Origin of the sequence: Bacillus cihuensis (genome assembly GCF_000504145.1) — a bacterium.
Lineage (GTDB): Bacteria > Bacillota > Bacilli > Bacillales > DSM-1321 > Peribacillus > Peribacillus huizhouensis.
Genome location: NZ_KI632495.1, coordinates 387,598 through 406,547, shown reverse-complemented (window position 1 = coordinate 406,547; position 18,950 = coordinate 387,598). Strand labels below are relative to the sequence as shown.

Sequence of the window (18,950 nt, the reverse complement as noted above, 5' to 3'; positions counted from 1 at the left end):
CAACAATATACCAAGTTTCCCCACGTAATTACGTATTTAGTTTACCAACAGTGTAAAACTACACCTTCGATTGATGGATGTGTCTACCAATTGAGGTGCAGTTCAAATAAGTAACACACGTTTTACTTTCTTACTGAGAATTCTTTCATTGATTAAATTCCTTTTTCTATATAAACAAAAACATTAATTTACAAATTATTAAAATAATCCTTTAGATTATTCCAAACACTTTCAGTAACAAAAAACTGCTGAATTGCAGAATATACTTTACCATCTTTTGTTTTATATAATATAGACCATGAATCATACTTTCCAGGATCGTTTTTATCCTCAAGGAAATCCAGGTAATATACTTCATCTCCTATATTAAAATCACGACAGTCATCCCATGAGAAGGCTTTATGATGTTCGCTACCTGTAAATTCTTCAATAATAAAAATTTTATCTCCAACTTGAGATTCCATTATAACACTCAAATTATTCACCTCCCTTTTATTTATTGGGCTTAGTTTTTTAGTTCAGATTTTTCATCAAGAGATGAACTAGATACATATGCTTTTAAAAAAAGAACTATACAATGATTGCGACACCTAAATATGATGACTTAGATTAAGCAGACTATTATAGTGATTATTTGAAAAAAACACAAGAAAATTAGTATACTTATTCAACTAACGGAGGCATTAGTATAGTAAGAGACAGCAATCGCTGTCTCTTTTTTATGGTCTATGTAATAACGCTTACTACCCTAGCCTTTGTTATAAATTTCTCATATAATTTGCTAGTTCTGTACTTTCTGTTTTGCGTAATTTTTTGTTTTCATCTTCCAACTCCTCAATTCTTTCTTCCAATTTTTTAATTCTCCGTCTAAGAGAAGCGACATGCCGGCTTTTTTAGTGTTTATTTACTTTGTTGCTTGCGTTGCAGGCAGAGCATCCGTATGAGTGAATGAAGAATCCACGTTTGTACTTGAAGATATTTTCACTGCTGCAAAATCAAATGAGGCTTTTGTTTTAACTTTGAAGTCTTTAATGATCATCGTTCCTTTTTTACCGGCTAATGATAGATTCGTGTGGTTGATCACAAGAGCTTTACGGTCAGCTGTAAGAAAATAAGAAGCAGGATCAAATTCTACTACACTTCCATTGCTATACTGAACATTAAATTGCAGCCAAACCATTACATCGCCTGCTATATATTCTTTCGGCACTGCTTCTGTCAAATTAATTTTCGTTTGAGTAGTAGAAATCACTTGTGCATTTGCAACCCATGGGATATAAAAATTTTCTTTTTCCAATACGAAGAAAAACGTTTTATATAACAAATTGGCAAATTCGCCACGAGTAATATTTAGGTTTGTACCGTAAGATATATTGGTCTTGCCTGATGTAATGCCGGTTCCATGCAAAGCTTCAATATAAGGCTTGAACACGCCACCGGCATCTGTGAATGACGTTTGCTTTGCATACTTCTCTAATTCATATGCTGTTACAAGAAATTTAGCCATTGCGCCACGGCTTAAAGTCTGTTCTGGCTTGAACTCCGTTTTCGTCACACCAGAAATTACGCCGATTTCAGCAAGGGCATTGACAGATCCCCTTACGCGGGCATTTAAATCTCTAAAACCTGCATCAGGTGCGTCTTTCGTATCAAACAGGCGCATATTAGCTAAAATAACGGCCGCATCGCCCCGTGTTAACGTTTGGCTTGTGCCAAATTTTGTTGCCGAAATACCGTTGATTACTTCTATATCATATAAAAAGCTGACAGCGTCATCATACTGGCTTCCTACATCCGTAAATGGGTGGCTCGACTCTGCGCTCACTGGAACTGCTAAACTAGAAATGGCTACTGTGGTAGCTGTTGCAGCAGTGAATAGCGAATATTTGTTCAATGGGTTATCTCCTATTCTTCAATTATTAAAATGATTCTATCACCTTTAATTAAGCAGGTAAATATTAACAAACCTAAAATGATATATTTTTTTTCAACTCCCTCTATATGTTAGTCTCTAATTTTTATAAAATATTCTAAAATATTTCATGAAAAAAGAAGCCCATGGGACTTCTTAGAAAAATGAACTAAACTATTGATTAGGGAACCACCTTTCAATTTTATATGCTTTCCAATTTGATTTTGGCTGTTTAATCAAGTACAAAGAAGTAGTCCTACTTAAATTTTGTTGATGTGGATAATAGTGATACTGTGAAACTTTTAAATATTCAACACCATTTTTAATATAGAAAGATATATATGGTTTATATTCGGCATATTCAAGATACCAATCGAACTCTTCAATCGATTGACCGTGTATTTCAGTTGGTTTGATTTTATATAATCGATTGCCCTTTTTATCTTTACCTACATTCCATAGTTGTCCTTTAAAGTATAAATCAGTGTACTCTTTAGTGAATGCTGGTGACATAATTTGATAGAATTGTTGTTTAGTAAATGTTTTTGTCCACATATTTCTTTCTACAGAAAGAATTCTATCAGTAATTTGTTTTGCACTATATAAAGACGTTGATTTATAGAATCTTACATAATCAGATGAGATGTAGCCTATACCTTTTCCATACTGAATTTTTGTCCAAGTACTATTTTGACTAAACACATTTACTTTATCACTTCGTTTTAGTGTACCTATTACTTTTGCTTTTGAGTTTGCACCATTTCGCACATTTAATGATTTTCCAATGGAAACATCAATGGTTCCAACCTGTGTTGTAGCAGCCTGAGTTTGTTTTGAAGTTAATGGAATAAAGACTGTTAACAGAAGTGTCAACGCATAAATGACTTTTAAAATAGTTTTGATCTTCATTAGTACCTCCGTTGAACTATTAATGTATTTTTACTAATTATAACAAAAATTCTATTAATTGTTATAAATTTCGGATTGTTATAACATACATTTGCTAGTTAATAATGATATTCCTTATTTCACTAAACTGCCCCGTTAGCCATCCATGTAGCACAAAATCAGTGCCGATCCACAGAGTATGAAAATAGTAAGCGCCAATACTGATACTGACCTTAATCCAGTCAACCCATTCCAAAGATCAATGAATTGTAGCTCTAACCATTTTTTTATACGATGGCTAAGGGGTCTCTATGGTATTGCTTTTTTCGAAGTTAGAGAAGTTTATTTTCATGGTAGCTTAATAAGCTAGATTAAAAAACTCCTCTTATTTTATGAAGAAGAGTTTACATAATCACCCTTATAGGCATTGAAAAAGGATCTCCCAGTGAAGATCCTTTTAGCTGATTGTTTAATTAAAGCTCTCGATTGTGGAAGAAGGTTATTAGTTAGTTGCAATGAATATCCAAAGTGCTCATAAAAATATCCCAATTTATAATCTAATTCACTTTACGAAAATATTCTATAAAATAAAGTTAAATAATTACAAAAAGCAACTGCCTTCTGCATGGAGAACAAGGTTGAATACTGCGTAATAATTTCTTGAACACGCTTTACCTGTGTGTCACAATCAATAAGGGATACATACGCCGAATTTTTCATTGTATACATATACATTTGCCACCAGCGTGGAAGAAAAGTTCAAACGCATTATATGAAATTACACAATTACAATCAAGGAGGATATATCATGAGGACTATGAAACTTGGAAAAAGTACTTTAGAGGTGCCGGTTGTTTCAGTCGGCTGTATGCGCATTAATTCTCTGGAAAAGGCCGAGGCTGAGCACTTTGTCCAATCAGCGCTTGAATTAGGTGCAAATTTCTTCGACCATGCTGATATTTATGGGGGTGGAACATGCGAGGAAATATTTGCTGAAGCCATCCATATGAACGATGATATTCGTGAAAAGATTTTTTTGCAATCTAAGTGCGGTATTCGAGAAGGGATGTTCGACTTTTCAAAAGAACATATTTTAGAATCAGTTGACGGAAGCTTAAAGAGATTAAATACAGATTACCTAGATATTCTGCTGCTACACCGTCCGGATACGTTGGTTGAACCAGAAGAAGTGGCAGAAGCTTTCGATATTCTTGAAAGTTCAGGAAAAGTTCGTCACTTTGGTGTTTCCAATCAGAACCCAATGCAGATCGAATTACTTAAGAAGTCGGTGAAGCAAACAATCGTTGCTAATCAACTTCAATTAAGTATTACCAATGCAAATATGATCTCTAATGGATTTAATGTAAACATGGAAAATGATTCTGCTGTGAACAGAGATGGTAGCATACTAGATTATTGCAGACTGAACGATATTACCATTCAGCCATGGTCCCCTTTCCAATATGGGTTCTTTGATGGAGTATTCCTAGGTAACGACAAGTTTCCTGAATTGAATCAAAAGATTGATGAAGTTGCGAACAAATATGAAGTAAGCAACACAACCATCGCTATCGCGTGGTTATTACGTCATCCAGCAAACATGCAACCGGTTATCGGTACGATGAATGAAGGCCGTTTAAAGGATTGCTGTAAGTCAAGTAATATCCTTCTTACTCGTGAGGAGTGGTATGGCATCTATCGTGCTGCAGGTAATGTACTGCCTTAATTTCCTTTTTCCGTAAATAATTACCACTAAGAATAATAGATAAGCCATAGGGCCAACCTCCAATCTATCCTATACTATCAAACAATCTGGCCCGTTTGTTGAATAAGATTTCTAAGGAACACATGAATACTCTATACAAATCTAGTTAACATAAAATGAATTATCGGCAATGAAAAGGATCTTCCCAGAAGATCCTTTTTTAGTTTAAGTACATTTAATTCACAAAATCATTATCTGCATTTTGTATTATAAGGTATGGATAAAACTAGAAATCGCAGTAATTAAAGATTTTTATGGGCAGTTTCCTTCGTCCTCATTAATGCTAATAATGCGACTAAAGCTGCTGCCATTAAATAGAAGGCTGGTGCAAATTGATTGTCGGTTTGTATAATTAGAAAAGTTGCAATAAATGGGGCAGTTCCTCCAAAGATCACGTTTCCTAAATTAAAAGATAATCCGAAACAAGTATAGCGGACTTTTGTTGGGAACATTTCAGTAAGGAAGGTCGCTAAAACCCCATCATTACCGGCTAATATTGCTCCAAGTAAGATTAATGCTATTACAGGCCAAATGCCGCCAAGTGTCAGCATTAAAAATGCAGGGTATGATAACACAATGAATGATATACAAGCTCCGATAAGAACTGGTTTTCTGCCGACACGATCCGCTAGTGCTCCAACCATTGGAAGGAAGATCACATAAGTAGCCAGCGAGACAAGCGTTGTAAGGATACCTTTTGTTCCAGTGAAATTTAGCTCGTTTGTAAGATAAGTAGGCATATAGCTTAGAATTATATAAAAACCAGCAGCGTTAAGCAAGACAACACCAAAAGCAACGATAATTTGTTTCCAGTTAAGTTTAACTGTCTGGACAATCGGTAATTGTTCCTCACTATGTCCGATTTCATTAAAGACTGGTGTATCTTCAAGTTTCATACGCAAATAAAGGGCGATTAAACATAATGGACCTGCTAATAGAAATGGAATTCTCCAGCCCCAAGCTTGCATTGCCTCTTGGGATAGCGAAGCTTCAAGTACAAAAGCAGCTAGAGCACCAAGCATGAGTCCCGCAGCTGTACTTGCCGGCACCATACTGACAAGCAAGCCCCTGCGTTTTTTAGGAGCATATTCGGCAATAAACAGGGAAGCCCCGGCATATTCACCAGATGCGGAAAAACCTTGAACAATACGGCACAAAAGGAGAAGTAACGGTGCTGCAATTCCTATCGTTGCATAATTAGGTATGATTCCGATGGCAAATGTTGAGAGTGACATTAAAAGCAGTGTCAGGATCAAGATCTTTTTCCGTCCAAGCTTGTCCCCGTAATGACCCCAAATAATCCCGCCTATTGGCCTTGCTATAAAGGATACGGCGAAAACACCGAATGTTGCGAGCAAAGCTAATTTGGGGTTGCCTGCGGGGAAAAATACAACAGCGATAATTGTCGCCAGATACCCATAGGATGCATAGTCAAACCATTCAATTAAATTTCCAATCGATGCGCCCATTACAGCCCTTTTGACATCGGAAGGCTTAACTTCTACCCTATTTCCTGGTTGTACAACATGTTCAATTTTCATTATTATTACCTCCATTTCCTATTTATTTGAAAATTATTATTATTCTGACAATTTTGACCGAAAAAGAAAATTTTGATTTGGGTATTTAAGAAAATTGGACAAAGAGGAAATAAAACCTGGGTGTTGTAAGGGAGAAATTTAGGAACCAATCATCCTTTCTAATTAATTTATTTACCAAATACTAAAGTTAAAACTTTAAGAATTCCAGCAGTGACGTTAATTGTTTTGGGTGGAATAACATTGTTTCCTGTATAACACTATAATAAATTCATTCAGAACAATACTAACATTTTACTAATTACTTTTACTATTATACATTTAGGACAAATATTTATTTTTCTTCATAAAAAATTGTCTATTTAGCACAAATATTTAGCTATATGTTTTTTTGTGGCATATGAATGCTCTATACAAATCTAGTTAACATAAAGTCATTTTTCGGAAGTTCCGAAACATAAAACCCCTTGGTGGTCAAGGGGTTCCGAATGGGCCATTTTTATCGGTTATACATGATTTTATACATGGTTGATGAATCAACATTTTCGGCTTCTGAAGAAGCCTGGTAGCTACATAAAAAAGGGGTGTTTTATGCAAATTCTTCTTTCACTAGTCGAGTAGAAGGGAACCTCTCTACCTTGCAGTAGATTGTGTTCCTCCCCCCTCACAGAACCGTGCTTGCGCTATTTACGCACACGGCTCCTCCTAGTCACCATTCACAAAATATAGGTAATCTCTTCCGTTCAGATTTTGCTAATTCTGCTATCCTTAATAGTTTTGTTTCCATTTATTATCCCTACCTCTGCGTATAGTAAATGTGTCCCTAGTAAGGGTGATAACTTGGTAGCAGCCTTTCCTCCATCGGCATTACCCAACTTCATTGGTACTACGCTGCTATCCGACTCCCTACAACGGCATTTGGCTTCCTTGCTTATTATCGCTTGTACACCATTCTCTTCTATAAGAAGAAAAGACCGGTAGGGTCTCCCGAGTTGCCGTATCATATCAATGTGTGACGTGCCAAGGTCTCTGACTCCAGAGAGGTTTTATCCTTCTTGCCTTTAACGATGGATAAAATGTAGCTTTCTGCTGTGCTTAAGGCATCAGCCCTCTCGATTTACTAACATTATGGAGCTCAATCCCTTCAACCATTTGGCTTTCGGCCCGCCACCTAACTGTCTACGCTTAAAGGCTAATGTTACCATTAGCCCTCCAAGACTCGCTACGAGTGAATGGCTAGTTCTTTCTCGACGGGAATCCCACCCGCTATATGATACGACCTAGGCTCGGCCGCACAAGCACCCGTTAGTTGAAGTGAATATTTTCACAATTTGACTAACGTGATTTATTGAGTTACGCTTTTGTTACTATAAAAGAAAGGCTGAAGATAATGATTCGTCGTTTGAAAAAGTTTAAAAATGTAGCTGTGGGATTAAGCTTCTAAGTAAATCGTATAATCTATAATACTTAGAAGCGAGGTATAATTATGAAACAACATTTATTTAATCATTGGTCTGAAATAAAGTATTTAAAAGATATAGTGACAAATCCACTTATTGAAGTAGGTGAGTATTCCTATTATTCAGGGTATTATGGAGATCAAAACTTTGAAGATGGTTGTGTAAGGTATCTATGGGGTGATATTCAATCTCGGGAACTATTCAATCCTATTGAACAATATGGTTGGCAACTAGATAAACTTATTATTGGAAATTATGTTTGTATTGCTAGTGGAGTAGTTATTTTAATGGGAGGCAACCATAACCACCACTCTGAATGGGTTACGGTTTATCCATTTGTTGAGCAATTAGAACAATCATATGAACCAAAAGGTGATACAGTCATAAAAAGTGATGCTTGGATTGGTATGAACGCTATAATAATGCCAGGTGTTACGATCGGTGAAGGTGCAATCGTTGCAGCAGGCTCTGTCGTCTTAAAAGATGTTCCACCATACACAATTGTTGGTGGAAATCCTGCAAATGAAATAAAAAAAAGATTCACCGATTCAGAAATTAATATGTTAATGGAAATGCGTTGGTTTGATTGGGATCGAAAAATAATTGAAAGAGCAGTGCCTCTTTTGTCAAGTTCATCCATAGAAAAGTTATATGATTTTTATAACAGTGAAGTAAAGTAAAAATAGTCTCGTTCGAAAAACTACATTCTAGATAGAGTGTAGTTTTTTTGACATACACCAGACTAAATCTATTTTATATTCTTTAACTATTCTGCCCGTTACTACAATAAGAAATAGGCTTTACTCATTTTCAAGTAAAGCCCCCCGTTAGTGTAAGTACAATATTTCACAAACTTTTCCTTATTAAGAGAAAGTTGATTTAAGTACCCGTTTAGTTTTTACCACTCTCTCCATTCTTCGGTTATGTCTCCTTCGACTTTTAAACCAGCTATACGGTCAGCTTCAGTAATAAATTCATATAGTTCTTCTCTATCCATCGTCTCAATAAAGTAACCGTATTTGTCATTTAATTCATTTAATTGAATTACGACTTCTTTAACATTTTCCAGTATTTCTCCCTTTTTTGGCTTAACTCCAAGTTTTTTAAAATTATTAATGAAGGAGTCAAGAACCTTGTTAGTAGCTTCAATGTTTTTTAAAGTGAATATATCATCACCATCAGCCATTCTCTTTTTCCATTCATTTGTAGGTTTAATTAAGTCTTGAAGACCTGTGTTTACTTCACGGTGAGTTATAAGTTTTTGTTTCGAATAATAAACATTCTCAATTCCTTCACAAACTGCTTCTAAACTCTAACATACATATCCAATTTTCTTTAAAGTCTTATTCAACTAAATGGCCCGTTCGTATTATAAGGTCAGCCAGATATTTCTGGTTGAGCATTTTTTATATCGATATATGATTACTGTAGCCGGGGTAGAACGTAATGGCCCGTGGGACATGATCCCGTCCGCAAAACAGTTCACCCCCTACTTGTAGAAACATGTTTGAGGCTGGTTGGGACTAAGATCTCGTATAACAAGCGAAGCTATGACACTATGAGGAGGATTTAGGGGTTACCGGCAATTTTATTTCTGAAGGAGGAATTTTAATGAATCCAGTCATTGGTCTGGATGTTGCAAAAGGTGAAAGTCAGGTTCGAGCATACTTGGAAAGAAAGAAGCCCTACAAGAAAAGTTTCAAAGTAAAACATGATCTTAATGGGTTAGCTAGTTTATTAGATTTTATTAAAGAAATAGAAGATATTTCAGGAGAACGCCCTCCTCTTGTAATGGAATCAACGGGTCATTATCATACACCTGTTGTTCAATATTTTGAGGACAAAGGCTATTTAATCATTATCGTAAATCCACTCATCTCCTATAAAGCAAAAAGTTCTAGTTTGCGAAAGGTAAAAACAGATATCATTGATGCCAATCACCTCTGCGAGCTGTATTATAAAGAGGATTTAGAGCCTTATAAAAAGCGTGGTATTCAACTTATGAATTTACGTCATCTTACGAGACAACACGATAATATTACAGGCATGTTTGTACAAACCAAACTACAATTTCAGGCAGTTTTAGATCAAGTTTTTCCTGAATATAGTAAGGTTTTTGGAGATTTATATTCGGACGTTTCTTTAAAAACATTACAAGCATTTCCTACTTCAGAAGAGGTCTTGAAAGTTGATACTGAAATATTAGCAATTAAAATAAAAGAATTCTGTAACACTCGTTCACTACAATGGGCAAACAAACAGGCTGAAAAGCTAATGACTGCCGCAACTCAAAACCCTTTTCAGAAGGCTTTATACTCTAGTCTTGCCCTGAGCTTAGATATGTTTATTAATATGCTCTTTGAATACAAAAAACATCTATCCATACTTGAAAATGAGATAGATGCTTTAGCAAAAAGTATTGAAGAATCTAAGATTATCCGATCAATTCCCGGTATCGGCGAAAAAATCGCAGCCACGATTATTTCTGAAATTGGGGAAATTGAAAGGTTTAATCACCCTAAGAAACTAGTCGCATTTGCCGGTCTTGATCCAAGTGTCTTTGAATCTGGCACATTCAAAGGTACTTACAATCAAATTACCAAAAGAGGCTCTAGCAGACTACGTCAAGCCTTGTATATGGCTGTTAAATGTGCTATTCGTGACTGTCGCAAACAGAAAACAACGGATGAAATCCTTCCTCGTAATAAGAGATTACGAGCGTTTTATGATAAGAAACGAGAAGAAGGAAAACCTTTTAGAGTAGCTGTGATAGCTTGTGCAAACAAACTCATACATTGGATTTATGCACTTTTAACAAACAAAACTTCTTTCCAAGACTTAGCCTGATTTAACAATTTAACCGAGTAAACCAAAACTTTCCAAACGTTGTATTTGGAAGGTTATTTGGCATGTACAAATTTAGTATAACATGATATTTTTAATATTTTTATTTAAAAATATTGACAACTATTGGCTGGTTTTGTTGAATAAGAAAAGCGTCCCTTCTCTATTGAAGCATCGAATCATCTATGTTGCTATGCTTCATCACAAGACATGCAAATAAATTACGTTCTTTTATGTGTCCATATAATATGAAGAAACACGAAATAAAACGATCCTTGTTATATCAAGGTTTAGCGTTTTTTCGATCCTTAATTGTTGAAAATCTTAATTACTAAGTCTTGTTAAACCAATTTATACATAAGAATGTCATCTACATATAAGTCCTCTTTAAACTTTACTTCTTTAATTTTACGTCCTTCCTCAACAAATCCCATACTTTTGTACAAGCCGATAGCCCGCTGATTTGTTGATAAAACACCTAAACTTATTTTCTCTATTAATGGGTTCTGTTCCGTCCAGTTTAAAAGTTCTTTAATCAGGAGTTTACCAATACCCCTATCACGATACGCTTTATTGACCATTGCCGTAAAAGAACCAGTGTGAGAAAGCCTTTTGGTATTTTTTGAGCGAAAGACAATTAAACCAACAACTTTTCCTTCAGTTTCCGCAACAATTAACGTTTCTCTTTCATTCAGTAAAATTCTCTGGATCCAGTTTCTTAGTTGCTCAGTTGTCTCTTCAAACTCTTCTATAACAGAAATCATAAACTCGCTTTCTGAAAGAACTTCCCTTTGAAGTTCTTTCACGGATTCTGCATCATCTAAATTTCCTGTTCTAAGGGAAACTTGAATATTATTTTTTGTCATCATGTTTACCTCCTTTACCATTACTTATCTTAAATAACAATTCCACAAATAGTAGTAGATACCCTTTTTCATTAACCTGCAACGTTACTTTAAGTACAAAGCTTCACAATCTCTTCTAAGCTCTAACATACATATCCTATTTTCTTTAAAGGAGTTCCTCCACAATCTGGCCCTATAACGGAAAAAAGCGATCTTCTTTATTGAAGAATCGCGCCCGATTGTTGAAAATCGGTATTTAACTAAAGCGCTGTTAGTATAAACCCTTATTTTCTGACTATTTGATTATATCTCCAATTTTAAATATATACTCATCTGGCAATTTATCACGCTGACGTGAAATCTCTGCTCTCAAGCTCCCTCTCCCTTTTATTAATATTTCTTCTTTTTTTATTAAAATATTTCCAAAGCTATAAGGAGCCCAATATGTATGTATAAAGTCGATATGAGCTTCACCAGATTTTCCATTTTTCAAATCTGTCAATCTTAATTTATATTCTGCTTTTGACAAGTGGGATTGAGGGACCTTGTAAATAATTTCAGCTAGGAAATTATTGTTTTGTTTTGAAGTATATATTAGTTCTATATTTACTCCATTTTCCTTTATATATTGAATTATTTTTTCAATTTTTTCTTTCTCTAAATGATCAAAATCAGCAATTAGTCTTAATCCATTACTAATACACTCTAACAACATTTTCGATTTAGTCTCTTCATCGCTTGACAAGTATGTAGATAAATTTAATGTCGCATATGTGTACTTGTGCCAAGTTTCTAATGCAAGTTCCTGCTTTGCCTGTTCCATTGTTTCGCCAATATTGATATATATTTCATCATAATTCGGAAGTTTAACTTCGCTTCTCCGTAGTAAATTACTGAATAATTCTGAATAAATATAATTATAAGGTACTAAAGTCCCATCAACAAATTGGTCATATACTCTAATACCTACTATTTTTTTAGTTAATTGCTGTGGATTAATTGAATAGCTGTACATTAAGCAATCAGATCTTTTTGAACGATTTTGGAATTTAATATTCTGTTGATTCTTAGCGTATTTATTTAGTTCCTCAAAAGATATTGGCGCAAAACTTTTACACTCCTTAAAGTCTGCTAGTAATTCTTCCCCATGATAATCCAGTGGTTCTTTAGCTTCGATAGAATACACATTTTTGATTGCTTCCTCAATTTTTTCTAATCCACTTTGAAAATCTTCAATATTTAATTGGTTATTATTCATAAAAGTCCCAGATAACTCTACCTCGGCTATTGTTTTATAGAGTACTTTTAGCTTTAATTTTTTTGAAGTTGGAGGATTATTGATAAATCTAACAAGTATACACTCATAAAAGTGTCCATGAAATTTACCTATCAAATGCTCATTTAAAAAAGTATCCAATAAACGTAAGGATACATTTTCTAATTCTTTACTTTTGAAGTCTTTAAATTCAATAAGGAACCTCATTTCAACACCCTTTTCATTGTAAATAATTTTCATGGCTAACTTGCTCTTTAGTTTAATTATTTTTTCTTCACAACCCATTCCTAATATTAACATGATCTCTCTCAACGTTATTCAACAATCTGGCCCTATAACGGAAAAAAGCGATCTTCTTTATTGAAGAATCGCGCCCGATCGTATTATAAGGTCAGCCAGAAATTATTTCTGGTTGACCATTTTTTATATCGATATATGATAACGGTAGCCGAGGTAGAACGTTCGCGCCCGTGGGGCTAAGACCCCGTCCGCAAAACAGTTCGCCCCCTACTTGTAGAAACATGTTTGAGGCTGGTTGGGACAATGATCTCGTATAACAAGCGAAGCTATGACACTATGAGGAGGATTCAGGGGTTACCGGCAATTATATTTTTGAAGGAGGAATTTTAATGAATCCAGTCGTTGGTCTGGATGTGGCAAAAGGTGAAAGTCAAATTCAAGCATACTTGGAAAGAAAGAAGCCCTACAAGAAAAGTTTCAAAGTAAAACATGATCTTGATGGGTTAGCTAGTTTATTAGAGTTTATTAAAGAGATAGAAGATATTTCAGGAGAACGTCCCCCTCTCGTAATGGAATCAACGGGTCATTATCACACACCGGTTGTTCAATATTTTGAGGACAAAGGCTATTTAATCATTATCGTAAATCCACTCATCTCCTATAAAGCAAAAAGTTCTAGTTTGCGAAAGGTAAAAACAGATATCATTGATGCCAATCACCTCTGCGAGCTGTATTATAAAGAGGATTTAGAGCCTTATAAAAAGCGTGGTATCCAACTTATGAACTTACGTCACCTTACAAGACAGCACGATAATATTACAGGCATGTTTGTACAAACCAAATTACAATTTCAGGCCGTTTTGGATCAAGTTTTTCCTGAATATAGTAAGGTTTTTGGAGATTTATATTCGGACGTTTCTTTAAAAACATTACAAGCATTTCCTACTTCAGAAGATGTCTTGAAAAGCGATACTGAAACATTAACAACAAAAATAAAAGAATTCTGTAATACTCGTTCACTACAATGGGCAAACAAACAGGCTGAAAAGCTAATGACTGCCGCAACTCAAAACCCTTTTCAGAAGGCTTTATACTCTAGTCTTGCCCTGAGCTTAGATATGTTTATTAATATGCTCTTTGAATACAAAAAACATCTATCCATGATTGAAAAGGAGATAGATGCTTTAGTAAAAGGTATTGAAGAATCTAAGATTATCCGATCAATTCCCGGTATCGGTGAAAAAATCGCAGCCACGATTATTTCTGAAATTGGGGAAATTGAAAGGTTTAATCATCCTAAGAAACTAGTCGCATTTGCCGGTCTTGATCCAAGTGTCTTTGAATCTGGCACATTCAAAGGTACTTACAATCGAATTACCAAAAGAGGCTCTAGCAGACTACGGCAAGCTTTGTATATGGCTGTTAAATGTGCTATTCGTGACTGTCGCAAACAGAAAACAACGGATGAAATCCTTCCTCGTAATAAGAGATTACGAGCGTTTTATGATAAAAAACGGGAAGAAGGAAAACCTTTTAGAGTAGCTGTGATAGCTTGTGCAAATAAACTTTTACATTGGATTTATGCACTTTTAAAAAACAAAACTTCTTTCCTAGATTTAGCTTGATTTAACATTTTAACTAATCGGTCCAGAACTTTCCAAATATAGTATTTGGACGGTTATTTGGTATGCACAAATTTAGTATAACATGATATTTTTAATATTTTTATTTAAAAATATTGACAACTATTGGCTGGTTTTGTTGAACGAGAAATGTAAGTTGTCTTACTTTCTCATTTAATATTAGTTTTCCAGCCTTTTTGTAGTTGTTTTCGGATGTAAACAATTTGTCCAATATGGTAAGCGTTATGCGTGGACATATTCCCCAGTAACCCCCACCACTTTGCAGTCTCTGGTAAACCATTCACTTCACTTTCTACCTTTTCTTCAGTTAGTAGATCTTGCCACTGAAGCAGAACCTCTAGGAGGCACTCTTTTACGTCAGCAAATCTTTTATTTTCCGGAACAATAAAGCTTTTATTATTATCACCTATTGGCGCAACAGCATTCACATGAGATTTTTCATACCTCTTTTGCCATGTCTCATTCCAATAAAGTAGATGTTGCACAATTTCAGCGATACTGTTACTTTCATCGTTGGGTTTCCAAAACGCTTCTTCCTCTGACAAGTTTGCTACTGATTCCGAAAAAGGAACGTAAAAGCTAGGGTCGTTTGCATTTGCTAACAACTGATCGACCAAAACATCTTTAGCATGTGACATATCAGTCACACTCCCTTTTAATTATATCTTTACTATTTCGGTGCTCTTTTGAATTCTCCTGCTTTATTCCGTTAAATGGCCCGATTACGGAACAAGGAGAATTCTGCTTTCATTCAGAACTTTTGATCAGACTTTTTTACAAACGGTTAAACTTTGTTTTAAACGATCGAACTTTATTTTAAATCCACATCACCACGTGCCTTTTAACTTATTCCAAAGCTACATTAATTTTATATTCCTAAAGAAAGCATTTATATAAAGCTAAGTGAAGACCTAAACGAAAGTCGAAACATAACTTTCTCTTCAATAACACCCAACTAATAGTATGTTGTCACCTGGTCTGATTCTGAAAGGAATCGGACCAGGGCGGCTTTAGGGCGTAACTTTGGAATAAAGTTTGATTAATTTAATTTAAAAAACCTTAATATAAAATCAAATAGAAAAAGCGTGTTTTGAAAAAAGATTGATCAATACACGCTTTTTCTAAATTCAATTGAATCGATAAAAAAGTTTGATAATTTTTATGATCCCTGCTCCATTAATCCCTGGTTGCGTTTTTAAATTCTTTTAATGTGTTACCAAAGGCACATCCAACTTCGGGGAGTTTTGACGGCCCAAAAATAATAAGGGCAATTACTAATATAAGTATTAATCCAGGAACCCCCATGTTTGGGATTTTATCAATTCCTCTCTGTTATATTTTTTATGCAAAGAGCTTTTGCCATGTTGAAGGACCAGGAATGCCATCTGCATCACTTCCAGACCAACCTTGAGCACGTTGGAAAGCAGCGCAAGCTTGACGGTCTGCCTCACTCCACTTTGGACCTGCTCCGACAGAATAATACCGACTATACCCTTTGTTAATTAATCGTTTACCAAGGGTTGTAACATATTCGTTATTTGCACCAGGACCAAAGAAATGGCTTCCGGGAAATATCGAAATATTTGGGGTGCTACCAACTATATCAAACAATCTTTGCCATGTCGTAGGACCTGGATATCCATCTGCATCGTTGCCTGTCCAACCTTGTCCTCTTTGGAACTCTTGACAGTTTAGGCGATCTGCTTCACTCCACGCTGGACCTGGTCCAACGGTATAGTGTCGACCAAATCCTGCCTTTACTAACTGAACACCCAATAATTTTACGTATTCGTTTGAGGCTCCAGCCTTAAAATATTGTGCACCTGGAAATGCTGGCGGCCAGTCGCTTCCACCACTTCCGCCACCACCATAATAGATGGCACTAAGCCGCTCCCATGTAGATGTTCCAGGAATACCATCTGCGCCACTTCCACTCCAGCCTTGTGCTCTTTGAAAAGATGCGCATGCTTGCCGGTCTGTTTCCGTAAAGCGAGGACCTGCTCCTACTTGATAAAAATTACCATATCCTGCTTTTATTAGCATTTTCCCTAATAGCGTGACATAGTTATTGTAGGCACCAATATAGAAATACCTTGCTCCTGGGAAAGAAGTGGGGTTATCCACAGTTCCACTGTTACCGTAAGGAGGTGGTATCGGCTTAACGCCCCCAGGGGATCCGCTGCTATAAAATTCATAGTAAGGAAGAGCAAATCCAACTATTTTCGAATCAGAAAGACGGCGATAACGACGAAACACGCCTTGAATTTCCTCTCCTTTAGAGGGGGTGTAAGTATTCCCTTCTACTGTAAGTACTGCTTGTTCCCCAGGATAATATTGCTCAACGATGCCTATATGAGAGTCTCCACTAAAAAAAATAAGGCATCCTGTCGCTCTGGCAACTTTCTTGGAGTCATTCCCGATATAATTGATGAATCCTGATTTAGTAAAATATTCACCAAAAGTATCATGAAACCATCGATGATCTCTTACTGCAGCACTGCGAGCAAAAAGTGGACGGTGTTCCCCATTGAATTCCATATTTCCTGATTTAGCAGCACACCAGCTCACAAAAATGGCACACCATGGCTGATTGTTTAGACCAAACCATCTCCCATACTTATTGTCATTATTATTCCCTTCTAATGTGCCAATCTGAGATATGGCTGTGTTGACCATATTAATTCGTAAGGACATAAAAACTCCCCCCTGATTTGTTATACAATTTCATTGATTTAAATTATAAATGGTCTCTACATCCATCAGGAGAACATTTGGGTCTTGAGGTAGTTCAATTTCCATTTCTAAAATTGTATCGCCCCATGTACCAGGTTCTTTAGGTAAATCTTCTGAATTAACTTCAGATGTAGCTTTCGTTTCGTTTAATCCTGCTAAAGCTTTAATAGGTAAACTAGCTGCTGTCGCAGTTACTATACCAGCTCCTAGATAACCTAAAAACTTACGTCTACTTAAATTTTTCTTAGCCACTATTTCCATCCTCCCCCAATTAAACTCTATTTATATAAGTCATAGTAAATAGAATATTAAATTTATTCAGAATATTCAGATGTTTTTCTTCCTCTTCCAAAATTATACTTTATCTTAAAAATAATGTAATGAGCATTTTAGATCTCTTTTAAATATAGTAAATATTACATTATTTTGTAGTTAAGTAGGGTAAGGAAAAACTAGTTATTGAGGATAAATTGATAGCGACAGGTCACCTTGAATACCAACAAATATAAGACTCTTTTTTATTAATGGAATGGTCGTAATGCTTAAGTAAGGGTATTGCTTTTCTTGTTTAACAAACGGGCAATTAGTCCCAGGATGAATTGCTATGCATATTTTTAGAATAGTATGAAATATTTTAAGTCTTTATTGAAAAATGTTGACAAACTATTAGCTGGTTTAACGGAAGATCGTTCAACAGTATTAAGAGGTTCTAGCCTTAAGATATTACAGAAAATCTTGTTATAATTGAGTAACGGGTAATCTCGGATTATTTAATCCGCCCTTTTCCAGTCAATTTTATTAGGAGGAGTTTATTATAGAAAAATTACTTACTTTCCCAAACACTAAAACAAACATAATTTATTATTCTCTTTGCTCACTTCATTTTATATTCTCCTTTCGATAGGTTAATATCAATATGAAGGCTAAGTGAAAACTTAAAAAAAGTCGACACATAGCTTGTATGTCCAGAAGTTAAAACTTTATAGACACAGAGAATAATAGTGCTAATTTTTCTGTCACTTTATTGGGTAATTTGCAACTGTTTCTTATTGCAATTTTTCACTACGCCTATTCTAAACAATAAAACCACTTATCCAAGCTGTGAGCTGGTAATAAGCGCTTTACGTTTTATTTTAGAGGTTTTTCTAAATAGCGATAAATGGTTGTTCGTGATACGCCCCATTTTTCCGCCACATCTTTAATTGATGTACCATTTTCAATGAGCGATTTCATCATTTCAATATCTTTCGCTTCCAGTTTCTCCGGACGTCCCCCAAGACGACCACGCGCTCTAGCTGCTGCTCGTCCTGCGGCTGAGCGTTCCTCGATCAGATTCCGTTCAAATTCTGCAAAGGCAGCGAAGAGGTGGAACATTAATTGTCCCGTTGCGTTGCTTTTATCCATCGTTAGGTTTTCTTGCAGGCTGTGAAAGCCTACACCTCGTTCGTTCAAAGTATTCACAATCTGTATTAAGTCTTGCAAGTTACGACCAAGACGATCTAATCGCCAAACAACAATGGTATCGCCTTCACGTGCATATTGAAGTGCTTCCTCCAAACCCGGGCGCTGCTTTTTCGCTCCACTCATCTTATCGTGGAAGATTTTTCCACAGAAATGTTACGCTAACGCGTCCATTTGTAAATCTAAATTTTGTAACCCTGTCGAAACGCGCGCATATCCAATTAACACCAGTAATCACTCTTTTCTCATTTTTCCTTTAAGTTCAAGTTGTAACTTAAGATAGAATTCGATATGTTATTGAACATAGAATAATGAACAGAGTTTTGGAACATAGATGGTAGATGT

15 protein-coding genes and 1 pseudogene are annotated in these 18,950 nt (G+C 35.6%); 4 read left to right on the top strand and 12 right to left on the bottom strand.

All coding sequences use genetic code 11. From position 1 onward, the window contains the following. Positions 1-188 precede the first annotated feature (188 nt). From V179_RS0107770 to V179_RS0107755, 3 genes are all read right to left on the bottom strand, one after another. On the bottom strand, positions 189-476 hold the full coding sequence (locus V179_RS0107770) for a hypothetical protein (RefSeq protein ID WP_028390961.1): 288 nt from the start codon (positions 474-476) through the stop codon (positions 189-191). Positions 477-904: 428 nt separating this feature from the next. Then, positions 905-1,894 (bottom strand): S-layer homology domain-containing protein, encoded by a 990-nt coding sequence (locus V179_RS27405; protein WP_051404880.1) that lies wholly within the window; start codon positions 1,892-1,894, stop codon positions 905-907. A gap of 192 nt (positions 1,895-2,086) precedes the next feature. Beyond that, positions 2,087-2,821, bottom strand: a complete 735-nt coding sequence (locus V179_RS0107755) for an SH3 domain-containing protein (RefSeq protein WP_028390960.1) — start codon at positions 2,819-2,821, stop codon at positions 2,087-2,089. Positions 2,822-3,608: 787 nt separating this feature from the next. Here V179_RS0107755 and V179_RS0107750 point away from each other — a divergent pair. Continuing rightward, positions 3,609-4,526, top strand: a complete 918-nt coding sequence (locus V179_RS0107750) for an aldo/keto reductase (RefSeq protein ID WP_028390959.1) — start codon at positions 3,609-3,611, stop codon at positions 4,524-4,526. A gap of 281 nt (positions 4,527-4,807) precedes the next feature. Here V179_RS0107750 and V179_RS0107745 read toward each other — a convergent pair whose 3' ends face one another. Then, on the bottom strand, positions 4,808-6,106 hold the full coding sequence (locus tag V179_RS0107745) for an MFS transporter (RefSeq protein WP_028390958.1): 1,299 nt from the start codon (positions 6,104-6,106) through the stop codon (positions 4,808-4,810). A 1,483-nt stretch (positions 6,107-7,589) separates the two neighbouring features. Between V179_RS0107745 and V179_RS0107725 the strand changes: the two genes are divergently transcribed. Continuing rightward, positions 7,590-8,243, top strand: coding sequence for a CatB-related O-acetyltransferase (locus tag V179_RS0107725; RefSeq protein ID WP_028390956.1), 654 nt, complete (start codon positions 7,590-7,592; stop codon positions 8,241-8,243). Positions 8,244-8,461: 218 nt separating this feature from the next. Here V179_RS0107725 and V179_RS0107720 read toward each other — a convergent pair whose 3' ends face one another. Next, the gene (locus tag V179_RS0107720; protein ID WP_051404879.1) at positions 8,462-8,749 is read right to left on the bottom strand and encodes a hypothetical protein; all 288 of its coding nucleotides are present in this window, start codon (positions 8,747-8,749) and stop codon (positions 8,462-8,464) included. Between the two features lie 425 nt (positions 8,750-9,174). Between V179_RS0107720 and V179_RS0107715 the strand changes: the two genes are divergently transcribed. After that, positions 9,175-10,410 (top strand): IS110 family RNA-guided transposase, encoded by a 1,236-nt coding sequence (locus V179_RS0107715; RefSeq protein ID WP_028390954.1) that lies wholly within the window; start codon positions 9,175-9,177, stop codon positions 10,408-10,410. Positions 10,411-10,748: 338 nt separating this feature from the next. On the opposite strand, the gene V179_RS0107710 is transcribed toward V179_RS0107715, so the two are convergent. Together V179_RS0107710 and V179_RS0107705 are read right to left on the bottom strand one after the other, a co-directional pair. Then, positions 10,749-11,273, bottom strand: coding sequence for a GNAT family N-acetyltransferase (locus tag V179_RS0107710; protein WP_028390953.1), 525 nt, complete (start codon positions 11,271-11,273; stop codon positions 10,749-10,751). 274 nt (positions 11,274-11,547) lie between these two features. Then, entirely contained in the window at positions 11,548-12,828 is a 1,281-nt protein-coding gene (locus V179_RS0107705; RefSeq protein WP_235178986.1) for a hypothetical protein, read from the bottom strand. 329 nt (positions 12,829-13,157) lie between these two features. On the opposite strand from V179_RS0107705, the gene V179_RS0107700 reads away from it, so the two are divergent. Further along, a complete protein-coding gene (locus tag V179_RS0107700; protein ID WP_028390866.1) occupies positions 13,158-14,393 on the top strand; it encodes an IS110 family RNA-guided transposase in 1,236 nt (411 codons plus the stop codon). Between the two features lie 167 nt (positions 14,394-14,560). On the opposite strand, the gene V179_RS0107695 is transcribed toward V179_RS0107700, so the two are convergent. The 5 genes and pseudogenes from V179_RS0107695 to V179_RS27395 form a co-directional block, all read right to left on the bottom strand. Then, a complete protein-coding gene (locus tag V179_RS0107695) occupies positions 14,561-15,049 on the bottom strand; it encodes a DinB family protein (protein ID WP_028390951.1) in 489 nt (162 codons plus the stop codon). A gap of 538 nt (positions 15,050-15,587) precedes the next feature. Continuing rightward, positions 15,588-15,716: a twin-arginine translocase TatA/TatE family subunit gene (gene tatA, locus V179_RS29820; RefSeq protein WP_084552266.1), complete on the bottom strand. Its 129-nt coding sequence runs from the start codon at positions 15,714-15,716 to the stop codon at positions 15,588-15,590. Positions 15,717-15,752: 36 nt separating this feature from the next. Beyond that, positions 15,753-17,105 carry a peptidoglycan-binding protein gene (locus tag V179_RS29055; RefSeq protein WP_051404878.1) on the bottom strand — a complete coding sequence of 451 codons (1,353 nt, stop codon included), beginning with the start codon at positions 17,103-17,105 and terminating at the stop codon, positions 15,753-15,755. 30 nt (positions 17,106-17,135) lie between these two features. Then, the gene (locus V179_RS0107685) at positions 17,136-17,396 is read right to left on the bottom strand and encodes a twin-arginine translocation signal domain-containing protein (RefSeq protein WP_028390950.1); all 261 of its coding nucleotides are present in this window, start codon (positions 17,394-17,396) and stop codon (positions 17,136-17,138) included. A gap of 876 nt (positions 17,397-18,272) precedes the next feature. Then, positions 18,273-18,833: pseudogene (locus tag V179_RS27395) on the bottom strand (recombinase family protein). Positions 18,834-18,950 lie beyond the last annotated feature (117 nt).

Coding starts and splice junctions, on each gene's coding strand:
- V179_RS0107710 (WP_028390953.1), bottom strand. CDS start 11,273: ATGACAAAAAATAATATTCAAGTTTCCCTTAGAACAGGAAATTTAGAT.
- V179_RS0107705 (WP_235178986.1), bottom strand. CDS start 12,828: ATGTTAATATTAGGAATGGGTTGTGAAGAAAAAATAATTAAACTAAAG.
- V179_RS0107750 (WP_028390959.1), top strand. CDS start 3,609: ATGAGGACTATGAAACTTGGAAAAAGTACTTTAGAGGTGCCGGTTGTT.
- tatA (WP_084552266.1), bottom strand. CDS start 15,716: ATGGGGGTTCCTGGATTAATACTTATATTAGTAATTGCCCTTATTATT.
- V179_RS0107700 (WP_028390866.1), top strand. CDS start 13,158: ATGAATCCAGTCGTTGGTCTGGATGTGGCAAAAGGTGAAAGTCAAATT.
- V179_RS29055 (WP_051404878.1), bottom strand. CDS start 17,105: ATGTCCTTACGAATTAATATGGTCAACACAGCCATATCTCAGATTGGC.
- V179_RS0107695 (WP_028390951.1), bottom strand. CDS start 15,049: ATGTCACATGCTAAAGATGTTTTGGTCGATCAGTTGTTAGCAAATGCA.
- V179_RS0107755 (WP_028390960.1), bottom strand. CDS start 2,821: ATGAAGATCAAAACTATTTTAAAAGTCATTTATGCGTTGACACTTCTG.
- V179_RS0107745 (WP_028390958.1), bottom strand. CDS start 6,106: ATGAAAATTGAACATGTTGTACAACCAGGAAATAGGGTAGAAGTTAAG.
- V179_RS0107725 (WP_028390956.1), top strand. CDS start 7,590: ATGAAACAACATTTATTTAATCATTGGTCTGAAATAAAGTATTTAAAA.
- V179_RS0107715 (WP_028390954.1), top strand. CDS start 9,175: ATGAATCCAGTCATTGGTCTGGATGTTGCAAAAGGTGAAAGTCAGGTT.
- V179_RS0107720 (WP_051404879.1), bottom strand. CDS start 8,749: ATGGCTGATGGTGATGATATATTCACTTTAAAAAACATTGAAGCTACT.